Origin of the sequence: Candidatus Nucleicultrix amoebiphila FS5 (genome assembly GCF_002117145.1) — a bacterium.
GTDB classification, from domain to species: Bacteria; Pseudomonadota; Alphaproteobacteria; order Caedimonadales; family Nucleicultricaceae; genus Nucleicultrix; species Nucleicultrix amoebiphila.
The window spans coordinates 66,345-79,926 of record NZ_CP008743.1 but is presented as its reverse complement, the minus strand read 5'-3'; the positions used below and the strand labels follow the sequence as shown (position 1 = coordinate 79,926).

The 13,582-nt window shown below is 37.8% G+C and carries 11 protein-coding genes and 1 tRNA gene; 5 read left to right on the top strand and 7 right to left on the bottom strand.

The annotated features are described in order from the left end of the window. Positions 1-13: 13 nt before the first annotated feature. Both tig and GQ61_RS00395 read right to left on the bottom strand, forming a co-directional pair. On the bottom strand, positions 14-1,381 hold the full coding sequence (gene tig, locus GQ61_RS00400) for a trigger factor (protein ID WP_085783412.1): 1,368 nt from the start codon (positions 1,379-1,381) through the stop codon (positions 14-16). Between the two features lie 33 nt (positions 1,382-1,414). Next, positions 1,415-1,499 (bottom strand) — tRNA-Leu (locus GQ61_RS00395). A gap of 181 nt (positions 1,500-1,680) precedes the next feature. Between GQ61_RS00395 and nth the strand changes: the two genes are divergently transcribed. Continuing rightward, positions 1,681-2,352, top strand: coding sequence for an endonuclease III (gene nth / locus GQ61_RS00390; protein WP_085785029.1), 672 nt, complete (start codon positions 1,681-1,683; stop codon positions 2,350-2,352). A gap of 63 nt (positions 2,353-2,415) precedes the next feature. Beyond that, positions 2,416-2,913, top strand: coding sequence for an outer membrane lipoprotein (locus tag GQ61_RS00385; RefSeq protein WP_085783411.1), 498 nt, complete (start codon positions 2,416-2,418; stop codon positions 2,911-2,913). 41 nt (positions 2,914-2,954) lie between these two features. Here the strand turns inward: GQ61_RS00385 and GQ61_RS00380 are convergent, their stop codons facing one another. Continuing rightward, positions 2,955-4,019 (bottom strand): sensor histidine kinase, encoded by a 1,065-nt coding sequence (locus GQ61_RS00380; RefSeq protein ID WP_085783410.1) that lies wholly within the window; start codon positions 4,017-4,019, stop codon positions 2,955-2,957. A 480-nt stretch (positions 4,020-4,499) separates the two neighbouring features. On the opposite strand from GQ61_RS00380, the gene typA reads away from it, so the two are divergent. Together typA and GQ61_RS00365 are read left to right on the top strand one after the other, a co-directional pair. After that, positions 4,500-6,323 (top strand): translational GTPase TypA, encoded by a 1,824-nt coding sequence (gene typA / locus GQ61_RS00370; protein ID WP_085783408.1) that lies wholly within the window; start codon positions 4,500-4,502, stop codon positions 6,321-6,323. A gap of 97 nt (positions 6,324-6,420) precedes the next feature. Beyond that, positions 6,421-7,440 (top strand): DMT family transporter, encoded by a 1,020-nt coding sequence (locus GQ61_RS00365; protein WP_085783407.1) that lies wholly within the window; start codon positions 6,421-6,423, stop codon positions 7,438-7,440. Here GQ61_RS00365 and GQ61_RS00360 read toward each other — a convergent pair. Then, positions 7,437-7,757 carry a hypothetical protein gene (locus tag GQ61_RS00360; RefSeq protein ID WP_085783406.1) on the bottom strand — a complete coding sequence of 107 codons (321 nt, stop codon included), beginning with the start codon at positions 7,755-7,757 and terminating at the stop codon, positions 7,437-7,439. The two genes, GQ61_RS00365 and GQ61_RS00360, sit on opposite strands and share 4 nt — an antisense overlap. 156 nt (positions 7,758-7,913) lie before the next feature. After that, on the bottom strand, positions 7,914-8,942 hold the full coding sequence (locus GQ61_RS00355; protein ID WP_085783405.1) for a hypothetical protein: 1,029 nt from the start codon (positions 8,940-8,942) through the stop codon (positions 7,914-7,916). Positions 8,943-9,070: 128 nt separating this feature from the next. Here GQ61_RS00355 and GQ61_RS00350 point away from each other — a divergent pair, with 128 nt between their 5' ends. Then, entirely contained in the window at positions 9,071-9,814 is a 744-nt protein-coding gene (locus GQ61_RS00350; protein ID WP_085785028.1) for a coenzyme F420-0:L-glutamate ligase, read from the top strand. Here GQ61_RS00350 and ligA read toward each other — a convergent pair. Together ligA and recN are read right to left on the bottom strand one after the other, a co-directional pair. Continuing rightward, positions 9,801-11,915: an NAD-dependent DNA ligase LigA gene (gene ligA / locus GQ61_RS00345; protein ID WP_085783404.1), complete on the bottom strand. Its 2,115-nt coding sequence runs from the start codon at positions 11,913-11,915 to the stop codon at positions 9,801-9,803. The genes GQ61_RS00350 and ligA overlap by 14 nt on opposite strands. A gap of 5 nt (positions 11,916-11,920) precedes the next feature. After that, a complete protein-coding gene (gene recN, locus GQ61_RS00340; protein ID WP_085783403.1) occupies positions 11,921-13,582 on the bottom strand; it encodes a DNA repair protein RecN in 1,662 nt (553 codons plus the stop codon).

The following is a 13,582-nucleotide window of genomic DNA, read 5'->3' as shown; positions in this document are numbered from 1 at the left end:
TTTCTATACTTTTTTATTCTGCATCGTCACCTTGAGTAATTTCAATGACGGCCTTTTCAAGCTCTTCAAAGGTTACCGTCTTTTCATTAATTTTTGCTTTCTGCAAAATTAATTCAATCACTTTATCTTCAAAAATTGGCGCCTTCAACGAAGCCAAAGCGTGAGGATGCTCACGAAAATAGTCAAAAACCATTTTTTCTTGACCAGGATATTGACGTGCCTGCTCTAAAATAGCTTTTTCAAGTTCCTTTTGAGTAACATCAATCTTATTTTCACGACCGATTTCCGCTAGAAGAAGACCTAAACGTACGCGACGCTCTGCTATATCTTTATATTGCTGCTTAAGCTTTGGATCTTCTAAATCTTCAGATTTCTCAGTTTTTTTCTTTTTAGGGTTAGATTCTTCAGCTTTATGTTCTTTTTTAATCTCTTCCCAAATAACGTTAAATTCATTCTCAACTAAGGTTTCAGGAACTTCAAATTTATTATCTTCAGCTAATTTATCCAGTACTGCTCTTTTTGAAAGCAAGAAAGACATACGTGCATATTCATCTTTCAGCTTATCTGAAATAATTTTTTCCAGTTTTTCAGCACTTTCTATACCGAGTTTCTTGGCAAATTCGTCGTCAATCTTTGGCTCAACTGTTTTTTGTACTTTGTTTACAGTAACTGCAAATTCAGCTGATTTACCTGCTAACTCTTTAGCATGATAGTCCTTTGGGAAAGGGACTTTTACTTTGACGTCATCGCCAGCCTTTGACCCGATGAGTTGATCTTCAAATCCTGGGATAAAAGAATTAGAGCCCAACTCCAGCTCAACATTTTTTCCTGATCCACCTTCAATCTTTTTACCATCCTCTAAACGTCCGTCAAAGTCGATAACAACAACATCGCCTTTAGAAGCCTTGTGATCTGGTTTGTGGTCTTCTCGTCCTTTATAGCCTTGAGACAAATTCTTAAGAGACTTATCGATTTGTTTTTTGTCAACAGAAGCCCCTAGCTTTTCGAAAGAGTATTTATCCAATTTCGGCGTTTTAATTTCTGGCAAGGCTTCAAAAGTCATAACATAATCAAGGTCAGCACCCTCTTTTTCAGAATTTATCTTAACCTGAGGTTGTAAGGCTGGTCGAAGATTCTTCTCTTGAATAACCTTCTGATTAGATTCTTTAATCACTTCTTCAATCACTTCGTTACGCACGGCTGCCCCATATCTTTTCTTTAAGACATCTAGAGGAATCTTTCCGGGTCTAAACCCAGAGATACGAATTGATCGACCATGGTACTCAAGGCGTTCCACCATTTTCTTTTCAATGAAGGTGGAAGGTACGGTTACCTGAAATTCGTGTTTTAAGCCTTTTGACTTGATTTCTTTTACTTGCATTGAAATCCCTTACGTATATTTAATCTCATTTACTGGTGCGGGCGGAGGGACTTGAACCCCCACGACTTTCGTCACCAGAACCTAAATCTGGCGTGTCTGCCAATTTCACCACGCCCGCATGCGACATATTCGCTGGATACCTATCCTTGGCGATGATTTACATCTTAGATATCGCCCTTCTATAAAAAAAGCAACGCCAGATCCTATTTTTTTCAAGCTTTCTTGCGCAAAGATCACAATCACGCTAAAAGCCTAAATAGATAAATAAAGCTCATATAAAACAGCGATTGGGTAAAATTTTGGTAAAAACTCAAAAAATTAAAAAACGTCAATACTTACTATCTAATGAAGATGTACGAGAAATATTCAAGCGTTTTTCTGCAGCTACTCCTCATCCACAAGGTGAACTATCCTTTACCAATCCATTTACTCTTTTGATTGCTGTCATTTTATCTGCTCAATCTACAGACAAGGGTGTCAATAAAGCCACAAAGCACCTTTTTTTAAAAGCTGATACTCCTCAAAAAATATTGTCATTAGGGGAAGATGCCTTGAAAAACTATATTAAAACAATCGGACTCTATAATACGAAGGCAAAGAATATTATAAAAGTATGCCAAATCTTAATTGATAAGCATAATGGAGATGTTCCTCATAATCGGCAAGCCTTAGAAGCCCTACCAGGCGTTGGACGAAAAACAGCTAATGTTGTCTTAAATACGGCATTTAATCATCCCACAATCGCTGTCGATACTCATCTTTTTAGAGTAGCAAATCGCACAGGGATGGCACCAGGTAAAACGCCTGAAGCAGTAGAAGAAAAGCTTTATCAGATGATCCCCTCAGAGTTTCACTCTTACGCTCATCATTGGCTTATTTTGCATGGCAGATATATATGTAAGGCAAAAAAACCTTTATGTTCAAAATGCCTCATCAATGATATTTGCCTCTATCCATTGAAGGAATTTTGACCCTCTTCCCTTATTCATCATAAATCTGATATAGAAGGCTGACAAATATAATTGGAGGACTGTATGCAATTACGTACTAAATTTAATAAAAGCTTACGCATAGCAAGCGTGAGTGCCTTAGCTATTGTAGCTGCAGGGTGTGCACGTGAAATTTCACCAAACGTATATAAAGAATCTCACGTTGGAGAGGCTCAACAAACTTTTCAAGGCACAATTGTAAGCGTTCGTAAAGTTTCTGTTCAAGGCTCTGAGAAACTTCAAGAAAATACAGCCGGTGCAGCTCTCGGTGGAATCGCAGGGGGTGTCGCTGGTTATCAATTTGGTAAAGGCAAGGGTAATGTGGCAACAACCGCTGCAGGTGCTCTCATAGGTGCAACTGCAGGAGCATTCGCACAAAAGACACTAGAAACACAAGAGGCTCTAGAATATACAGTGAGCTTGCATAATGGGGAGATGCGGACCGTTGTTCAGGGGCTACAACCAGCATTTCAACCAGGACAATCTGTCTTTTTAATCGTTGGAAGAGATGGACGATCCCGCGTTGTTCCATTTAATGGCTAAGCATTCAGGATATGCTGATGGTTATCATCAGCACATCTTATTTAGTTTAAATGATCTTCTGAGGGAATATACATAGTAAAAGTAGACCCGCGGCCTTTTTCACTTTGAACCATCACATCTCCCCCTAACAATTGACAAGATTTTTTTGTGATCGCCAATCCAAGTCCGGTGCCACCATACTTTCGCGTTGTTGTTTCGTCAGCTTGTGTAAAAGACTTAAAAATTTTTTCCATTTCTTTCTCTGTCATACCAATACCCGTATCTTTAACTTCAAAAAAATACATTGGATATTGAGCCTTTTGATTTTTAAAAATCTTAAGGTTGATGTTACCATTCTCAGTAAATTTACAGGCATTCGATAACAAATTAATAAGACAACGTCTTATTTTACTGCGATCAGTAGAAATCATCTTTACGTCATTTTCAAAATCAATATGAATAACATTATTATTCTTTTTAGAAAGATGATTGGTAATTTCGAGCACTTCATCAATCAATTTTGGAATGGGAAAAGTGCTGATATTCATCTCTTCCTTCCCCGCTTCAATTTTTGCAAGATCAAGAACATCATTGACTAAATCAAGCAAATGCCGACTTGAATCTAGAATCTTATCTAAATCTTTCGAAAAAGGTTGATCTTTAAACTCATCCACAAGAAGCTCAGCATACCCAATGATAGCAGTCAGAGGCGTTCTAAATTCATGACTCATATTAGCCAAAAAACGGCTTTTAGCATTATTGGCCTCAATGGCCATATCTCTAGCTCCTTTTAATTTAATCATAGCCTCCGTAAGCTGCGCTTTCTGGAAATTGAGTTCTATTTCATTTTGTTTGAGGTCGTTATTCTGGTGTACAATTTCACGAATAATGTAAGCAAAGAGTGTTAAAAGAGGTAAAGCAACGATAATTGTTGTTAAAAAAGTAACAAATATGACCTCGTAAAGATCAACTCCATAAACATAATGCCATAAAAAATAAGCAACGACTTGTGCAAGAAATATGGCTGCTATAGAAAAAACAGCAATGACATTAATCACCGTACTTTTACTAATGAGATCAATGAAATAATATTTATTAGCAGTTTGAGCCTTGTTCTCTGAACTCATTCTCTTTTTTATCCTTTTAAACACAAATAAGCCTATATAAGATTAATTAACAATTGCTAACTAAAGAAAAATTTTTGAATCTCTTAAAAGAATCAGAGATATTCTGTGAAAGATAAGCTGAACAACTCTTTGCTCTGTTAAAACTTTTAATGGCCTAGAAATTTTTCCTATTAAAGAATTTAATTTTTTAGATAAAGAACCTGTCATTAGTTCTTTAAATTGAATTAAAATATTTTTGTTCTTAATGGTCAATTAAGATGGCTTAAGGATGAAAAACGATATTAAATGCTTATTTCGAGGGGATATCAACAATGACATTGTGACAAATAATTACTCTTTATCAAAAGAAGGAAGAGATGATAAAGAAAGAGAATGTCTTTTATCTCAATGCTTGAAGATATCTGGACTTTGCGAGAGCTTTCCAGTAAAAGGAGCTTTCTGGTTTTATATTTTTTAACTTACTTGTGATTAAATACCCTTATGACAAAACTACGTAATATCGCTATCATAGCACACGTCGATCATGGAAAAACAACCTTGGTAGATGCCATGTTCCGACAGAGCGGAACTTTTCGAGAAAATCAAGCCGTCGCTGAACGCGCGATGGACTCTAATGAACTTGAACGAGAAAGAGGCATTACCATTCTTGCAAAGTGTACCTCGATTCTTTGGAATGATGTTCGCTTTAATATTGTTGATACCCCTGGACACGCTGACTTTGGTGGTGAAGTTGAACGTATTTTAAGTATGGTCGATGGCGTTCTCCTGCTTGTCGATGCTGCAGAAGGCCCAATGCCTCAAACTAAATTCGTTATGATGAAAGCTTTGAAGCAAGGATTAAGACCCATAGTAGTGCTCAATAAAGCAGATCGGCCTGATGCCCGGGCTGATGAAGTGCTTAATGCCGTATTTGATCTATTCGTTGCTTTAGAAGCAACTGATGAACAGTTAGATTTTCCAGTAATCTATGCTTCCGCTAAGGAAGGATGGGCCATTAAAGCTCCGGGAGATGAAAAAGAGAGCCTGACTCCCCTCTTCCGCATTATAGCGGAACATGTTGCTCCTCCTAAAGGTGATGTCAATGCTCCTTTTAGTATGCTGGTCACTACGTTAGAAGCTGATCCATATTTAGGTCGTATTCTCACTGGACGGGTAACTTCTGGTGCTGCTCAAGTCAACATGCCTGTAAAAACCCTTAATCATAAGGGAGAAATTATTGAACAGTCACGTCTTACTAAGATTCTCGCATTCAGAGGATTAAAACGCGAAGCTGTAGATCGTGTTGAAGCAGGTGATATTGTTGCTGTTGCCGGTTTAGAGAAATCAACAGTTGCTGATACTATTTGCGCTCTTGAAGTTAATACCCCGATCCCAGCTTTACCTATTGATCCTCCAACTTTGGTCATGACTTTCTCCATCAATGACTCCCCTTTAGCAGGACGCGAAGGAGCTAAAGTTACTTCTCGAGTTATTCGAGATAGACTCTTAAGAGAGGCTGAAAGTAACGTAGCTATTCAAATTCATGAAACCGCAGATCGCGATGCTTTTGAAGTCGCCGGTCGTGGAGAGCTTCAATTAGGAGTTCTCATTGAAACCATGCGACGTGAAGGCTATGAACTCTCGATTAGTCGTCCAAGAGTTGTGTATCAAACCGATCCTAAGACCAACGAACGCTTGGAACCTATGGAAGAAGTACAAATTGACGTGGATGATGAATTTACAGGCGTTGTTGTTGAAAAAATGGGTACTCGAAAAGGTGAAATGAAAGATATGCGTCCTTCTAGCGGAGGAAAAACACGTATCGTTTTTATTGCACCCGCGCGCGGTCTCATTGGTTATTTGGGTGAATTTTTAACAGATACACGTGGAACGGGTGTCATGAGTCGGTTATTTCATGGGTATGCTCCCCATAAAGGAGCCATAGAAAAACGACGCAATGGTGTTTTGATTTCTAACGGATCTGGCAAAGCAGTAGCTTATGCCCTGAATAACCTTGAAGAAAGAGGCGTGCTCTTTATCAATCCTGGAGATGAAGTTTATGAGGGAATGATCATAGGTGAAAATAGCCGTGAAAATGACTTGGAAGTTAATCCCCTTAAAGCAAAACAGCTCTCTAACGTCCGCGCTGCAGGAAAAGATGAGGCTATTCGCTTGACTCCTCCTCGTATAATGACCCTTGAACAAGCTATGTCTTACATTGGGGATGATGAGCGTGTAGAAGTCACTCCTACGGCCATACGCTTACGTAAGGCTATGTTAGATCCAAACGCACGTAAACGTGAAAGTAGAAAGCAAGAAGATTAAGGCCTGCGCCGTATCAATATCTTTTCTAAATTTGTTGGAAATTGATAATCTAATGCTTATATATTTCTTAAGTTCAGGTAGGTTGACGGCATAAGAAATGCGAACACAGCATAAATTAAAAATGGGCAGGACTTCAGGCACCAAAGTGCAGAATGCTGAAGTGCTTCCGTTTCATCGTCCATTCATTGCAATCCAATGGCAAGGTGCCTTTTGGAAGGTATTGTCATGTTTTAGTTTTGCTTTAGTCAATATTGTTGTTCGCTATATAAATGGCGGCTCTGGAGGATTTGAACATCCGCTCTCTCCTTATGAAATTACCTTCCTACAGTATCTATGTGCCGCTTTTTTTATGCTGCCTACTTTCGCTAAGAGCGGGTTTTCATCACTCAAGACAAAAGAACCCGTTCTTCATATAGTACGTGCCGTTGCTGCTGTTATGGGGGTAACTTTATGGTATTTCTCGTTATTTTACATGGATATTGCTAAAGCGCTGGCCTTGAATTTTACTGGTCCTATGTTTGCAGTCATTGGAGCAAAGTTCTATTTACAAGAGCGCGTTGGACTTTTACGTTGGGGGGGAATATTAACAGGCTTTATAGGGACCTTCATTATAACACGTCCAGATAAGGTGCTGTTTCCAGATCTTACACTTACAAACTCGACCATTGAATACGGCTGGATCTCTTTCTTACCACTAGGGTCTGCCGTAATGATAGCCATTTCAAAGCTTACAGGACGTCAGCTGGGCATTCGTGGAGAATCCCCACGTGTATTAACCACTTACTTACTATTTTTGATGGTTCCTGCATCGTTTATTCCGGCAGTTATGCATTGGTCAACTCCTACGTTAGAACATATATTATGGATGTTAGTGCTTGGTTTGCTATCTGCTGCAGCCAATTATTCACTTGCAAAGGCCTTAAGTCTTGCCGAAATAACATTTTTAAACCCCTTCGGATTTTCTAAACTCGTGCTTAGCACCGGGTTGAGCTACCTTGTTTTTAATGAGTTTCCCAAATCCTTAAGTGTCTGGGCAGGTACCGCCGTCATTATAATGGGTATCGTTTTGATGAGCCTTGATAACTCTTATCGCTTCCGTAAAATGAGCTTTGATTAACTGTTTTTCAAATTTTCTGCCTGTTCTTTTTGGGCTTTAGCTTTAGCTGTTTTTTCTAAATCCAATTGATACTTAGTGAGTAATTGACGTGCTTTTTCCATTAAAGAGACTACGACACGTTCTTTTTGGTTTTGATTAACAGGAAACTTTCCGATTAACTGATCCATGTCTTTAAGTAAATCTTCATAACCTTGAGACAATCCTGGCGTTGTTTCCATCTGCTGATTGACATCATAAAATACTTCTGCTAGCAGACGATCGCTATTGAATAGCAATCCTCCAATAGCAAGAATTTTATAAAATTTTAAATACTTCACAACCACACCTATTAAATTAATTTAATTTTTACATAACTTTTATTTTTTATTAATTACTTGAAGAGTAGTTATTAATTATTAAAAAATTATTTATTTATAATTATTTTATGTCATTAGTTATCAAAACTAAAATTTGTGAAGAGTATGATAAAAACTTTATTTAATCTCACCAATTGCGTCAGTTAAGAGTGTAAAATAAAAGGCAACAAGACGTCCGTTCACACCTGGGTGGCATCCCCCTTGAGTTTCATAGTTTTCAGCAAGCTTTTCACACAGTAATCCCAAATAATCTGGCCCATAAGTTTGAGCAAGCGTATAGGTATGTGAGAATACTTCTTTTAAATTCACTGTTGTTTCGCCATCAGTTGGATTGTTCCAATACACAGATTCAATCTGGGTAAGCATTTTTGCGATTGCAGGCATCCGATCTGTTAATTTTTGAACGTCTTTCTTTGGTAATTCTAATTCTTGAGCCTTGATTATCTCCATATAACTTTCTAAGCCTTCTTTAATTTCTTTGATAGATTTTAAAGTAGCATCCGTAGTTATTTTTAAATAACTTTGCTCTATTTTCTTTATTCTAGAGTAATGTGTCCTTGCAAAAGTAACCGTCATACTATGTACGTTACTATCAAAAGGAATCTTGGCGAATTGCTCTCTGATGAGTCCTATAAATTTCTTATCTTCATCTAAGAGAGGCTCTTCTAAGTATGGCAGATAAAATCCTCTTTCTTGCTTAGCTAACTCAATTTCTTCAGCAAGAATTTTTTTGGCCAGAGCGATACTCTGTTCATCAGGGGTCTGAGTAGATTCTTCGCTCTCAACACCTAGAACTGTTTTCTCTGACGAAGATGATGAAACCACTTTTGTTTCTAGTGCTGATTCTTCTTCTACTTTTTTGACTGACTTTTCAGAAACCTCTTGTACAGCCGTTATACTTTCATTCTTAATCGTTTGTTCCTCTTCTAATATTTTAAGGGGTTCTATAGAGGCTTCTGATGTGGAAATAACGCTTTCAGTATTATTGAAATCTGTACCGATGTTGTGATCATCTTCTATAATAACTATTTTTTTAGCTATTGTTTGACTTTCATCTTCCAGTTCTGTTGGAGGAGTCATGTCGACTGCGTTAACATTGGTTACAAAAAATAATAATGTTGCTAGAAAAAACCGAATGATTAGCATGATGACCTCCTCTAGAGATTCTGTTGACCATTTCAATAAATGTTTCTAATTGTAATGGAAGGTTACATTTTAATAGATTTAAAAAGAGCTAAAATATCTCATGCATTTTAATGAAATTTAAGAAACCCATGAAAATTATTCCGATAAAAACCCATATTATTCAACCCAATGAACCTATTATAAGAGCAATAGGACCTTATTTAGATAATTTAGAAGAAAGAGACGTTGTACTCATCACCTCAAAAATTGTGAGCATTTCTGAAGGAAGACTCATTAAAAAAAAATCAGTGGGTAGTAAAGAATTACTCATCAAGAAGGAAGCCGATGCATATATTGAGGATTGTGGCAATTATGACATCTGTCTCACGTTAAAAAACAATATTTTAATTCCTTCTGCTGGTATTGATGAATCTAACAGTCAAGGACACTATGTCCTTTACCCACAAGATGTCCAAAGAAGCGCGGAACGTATTTGGAAAGAATTGCGACAACTTAATAAAATTGAATCGTTGGGCATCATTATTACCGATAGTCATACTACTCCTCTAAGACGGGGGGTAACTGGCATTGGCCTTGGTTGGTGTGGGTTTAAAGCTTTAAAAAACTATATTGGATCAACCGATCTTGATGGTAAAAAACTTTGTTTCACTCAGTCTAACCTTATGGATGGCTTATCAGCGGCAGCGGTCTTAGTGATGGGGGAAGGCGATGAACAAACTCCAATTGTCATAATAAGAGATTTTAAAAAACTAGAGTTTCAAAATCATCCCCCCACCCCTGAAGAAAAAAATAATCTTTCCATTGAACCTGAAAAAGACCTCTACGCTCCTCTTTTAAGAGGTGTTTCATGGAAACGATCTAATCAGTCTTAATAAGGTTGAGCCACTCGTCTTCGTTCAAAACAGTAACGCCAAGTTCTTGAGCAGCTTTGGCTTTGCTACCTGCGTCAGCGCCGACAACCACAAAATCTGTTTTTGCAGATACAGAACTGGCTACTTTGGCTCCTAAGCTTTCTGCTTTAGATTTTGCCTCTGCTCTTGTGAATTTTGTTAGGGTGCCAGTAAAGACAATAGTTTTTTCAGAAATTTTTGATGCCATTGAATTGGAAGAAACAAAATCTTCAATCAGAATTTGTGCAGCATGATGAGCATCTCCATGCAGTTTATTAAGTATTGTCAAATTATGAGGCTCTTTGAAAAAGATAAGAATATCTTCTGCAATGCTTGGTCCAACACCTTCAATCGCAATTAACTCTTGGTATGAACTACTACCAAAATCAACAGCTTTTAACATCGAATCTCTAAAATTTTTAAAAGATCCATAGTTTTTAGCCAAGACTTTTGCTGTACTTTCGCCAACTTGAGGAACTCCTAAGGCATAAATAAATCGATTGAGAGAAATCTTTCTACGTTTATTAATTGCATCAAAAAGTTTTTGAGCGGATTTATCACCCCACCCTTCCCTTTTACGCAAAGGGGTTATGCTCTTATGATCACGCTCTTGGAAAGTAAAAATATCGACAGGCGTTTTGATAAGTCCTTCTTGAAAAAAAGCATCCACGTGTTTTGCACCGAGTCCCTCAATATCAAAAGCATCTTTAGAAACAAAATGTCTTAATCTCAATGATGCCTGCGCTGAACAAATCAAGCCTCCTGTACATTTATAAGCGACTTCACCTTCGTGTTGAACTACGTGACTATCACAAACGGGACATTTTTTAGGAAAAACAAAAGGCTTTTCTCTTTCATGACTATGAAGATTAAGAACCTTTACAATTTGAGGAATCACATCTCCAGCACGTTGGATCAACACGCGATCTCCAATTCGAATATCTTTACGATTAATCTCATCCTGGTTATGAAGAGTAGCTCTAGAAACAACAACTCCACCGATATTAATTGGATCTAATATAGCAACAGGCGTTAAAACTCCCGTTCTGCCAACCTGTATAATAATATTTCTCAGAGTTGTCTGCCCTTGTTCAGGCGGAAATTTATGGGCAATCGCAAATCGCGGAGCACGTGCTACAAAGCCAAGCCTTTCCTGCCAATCCAAACGATTAATTTTATAAACCGCTCCATCTATATCAAAAGGTAAGTTTGAACGCTTTGCTTCTAGATCATTAAAATAATGGATAATATCTCTTTTGTTTTTACAAAGCGCCGTCAATGTTGTTATCGGAAATCCCCACGATTTTAGAAGCTCTAAACTTTCTTGATAAGTTTTCAGGAAAGACGGATATGTCGCATAACCATAAACAAAGAATTTAAGAGATCTTTCTGCAGTAACTTTAGGATCTAATTGTCGGATAGACCCAGCAGCAGCATTACGCGGATTCGCAAATAATGATTGTCCTTCAGCCTCTCGTTTCTGATTCAGCGAATTAAAATCAGCATGTGTCATGTATATTTCACCCCGAATTTCAATAAATTCAGGGGGACTTGCGGTAAATAACTCATGAGGAATCTCTCTTAAAGTTCTCACGTTTTCAGTGATATCTTCCCCAATATTTCCATCACCACGTGTAGCAGCACGCGTAAATTTGCCTTCTTCATAGACTAAACTGCATGCTAGACCATCTATTTTTGGCTCAGCAAAAACATCAATATTAAGATCGTCTGACAACGCTAAAAAACGCTTTGCTCTAGCGAGAAACTCTTCAACGTCTTCTTCATTAAAAGCATTATCTAATGATAGCATCGGCTTGCTATGAGTAACTTTTTTGAAACCAGTATTTTCTGCATATCCAACGCGCTTTGATGGAGAATCAGGTCGCACAAGCAGTGGAAATTTTTTCTCTATGTCATGATTACGTATTCTTAAGGCGTCATACTCTGCATCTGTAATGAGCGGATTATCTTCGCCATAATAACGGTCGTCGTGATATTTTATTTCGCGAGCGAGAGCAGCAAGTTCTTTTTCAGCTTCGTCAGAAGTAAGCTGCTCAACAGGAACTGCCCTTAGATTCCCCATGCTTCTTATGCTCCCACTTTAAGGAGCGTTGCCGCTGCAGCGCGAGCTTCGTTTGTAATAGTCTCTCCAGCAAGCATGCGAGCCACTTCTTCTTGTCTCATAATCATGTCTAATCGATCAACACGAATGATAACTTCTTCGCCGAGACTTCCCTTTTCAATATGCAAATGATGCTGAGCATAAGATGCAACTTGCGGAGAGTGTGTAATGGCAATGATTTGCAAGTTATTGCTCAGCTTTCTAAGACGCTCCCCAACCGCAGAAGCAACAGCCCCTCCAATCCCTGAATCAATTTCATCAAAAATTAGAGAAGCGACATATCCCGCATGAGCTAATACAACTTTTAAGGCGAGCATAAAGCGATTTCTTTCACCGCCTGAAGCAATTCTTGAAATACTCCCAAAAGGCATTCCTGGATTTGTTTGGATTAAAAATTCAATATGTTCTATTCCTTTTGGACCCCAATCATTTTCACTCAAGATTTCTAACGCCGTCTTAAACACGGCTTTTTCAAGCTTTAAAGGAGGTAATTCATTATTAACTGAAATGTCTATTTCTTTTATCGCTTTTGAGCGCTTTTGACTAAGAATTGTTGCTGCATCAAAATACTCTGCTCTTGCAACCTCTAGCTCTTCTTTTAGAACCTTGAGAGAGTCTTCGCCACCTTCGATTAACTTTAGTTTTTCTTGCAATTCTTCTTGTAGATCAGCAAGCTCATCGACTGTTTTACCATGCTTGCGTGCTAAAGAACGTAGCATAAACAAACGATCTTCAATTGATTGAAGCTTTCCTAAACTTTCATCATCTTCTTGTAAAAATTCTTCTAAACAACTACTCACTTCAGAAAGTTCAACATGAATTCTTTCAAATGATCCTATTAAGTTCTCAAATTTATGAGGTGCAAGCACGGCAGCTTTTTCTATTTGTTTGTAGGAAGCAGCAAAAAAATGCTCAGCTCCATTCTCATGAGTTAATAATTCCATTGCACTTGAGACAGCTTCAATAATTTTTGCGCGATTTTGTAGAAATTCTCGTTCTTCTATAAGTTTTTGTTCTTCTCCCTTATTGGGTTCAACGCGAGAAAGCTCTTCAAGAGCATACTTTAAAAACTCACAATTTTGAGTATTCTGAGCCTGTAAAGCCTCTGTTTCTTTGAGAAATTTCTCTTTATTTTTCCAAACAGCATAAAGAGCTTTTACTTTTTCCACATCCTTTGTCAGTCCTGCAAAAGCATCAATATAGTCTAAATGAGTATCAGCCTTTAGCAACTGGTCAAATTGACCGTGGATCTCTATTAATTTTTCTCCAACTTCAGATAAAAAATTAATGCTTACCCCTTGGTCATTGATAAATGCTTTTGATTTACCATCGCTATTGATAACTCTTCTTAAGACAAGACTATCTTCTTGCTCTATTCCTTGTTCTTCAAGCAAGTTATACACATAACTGTCAGTAGATATTGTGAAGGAAGCAGTAACGCTTGCTTGATCTGCGCCAGGTTTAATATATGAAGTGTTAGCACGTTCCCCTAGCGCAAGGCTTAAGGCATCTAAAAGTATTGATTTGCCTGCACCGGTTTCACCAGTTAAAACCGTCATCCCCCCATCCAATGTGAGATCCAGTTTAGAGATCAAAATCACATTTCTTATGGAAAGACTTTGAAGCAT

Coding starts and splice junctions, on each gene's coding strand:
- recN (WP_085783403.1), bottom strand. CDS start 13,582: ATGCTTCAAAGTCTTTCCATAAGAAATGTGATTTTGATCTCTAAACTG.
- typA (WP_085783408.1), top strand. CDS start 4,500: ATGACAAAACTACGTAATATCGCTATCATAGCACACGTCGATCATGGA.
- GQ61_RS00365 (WP_085783407.1), top strand. CDS start 6,421: ATGCGAACACAGCATAAATTAAAAATGGGCAGGACTTCAGGCACCAAA.
- GQ61_RS00350 (WP_085785028.1), top strand. CDS start 9,071: ATGAAAATTATTCCGATAAAAACCCATATTATTCAACCCAATGAACCT.
- GQ61_RS00385 (WP_085783411.1), top strand. CDS start 2,416: ATGCAATTACGTACTAAATTTAATAAAAGCTTACGCATAGCAAGCGTG.
- GQ61_RS00380 (WP_085783410.1), bottom strand. CDS start 4,019: ATGAGTTCAGAGAACAAGGCTCAAACTGCTAATAAATATTATTTCATT.
- tig (WP_085783412.1), bottom strand. CDS start 1,381: ATGCAAGTAAAAGAAATCAAGTCAAAAGGCTTAAAACACGAATTTCAG.
- ligA (WP_085783404.1), bottom strand. CDS start 11,915: ATGGGGAATCTAAGGGCAGTTCCTGTTGAGCAGCTTACTTCTGACGAA.
- GQ61_RS00355 (WP_085783405.1), bottom strand. CDS start 8,942: ATGCTAATCATTCGGTTTTTTCTAGCAACATTATTATTTTTTGTAACC.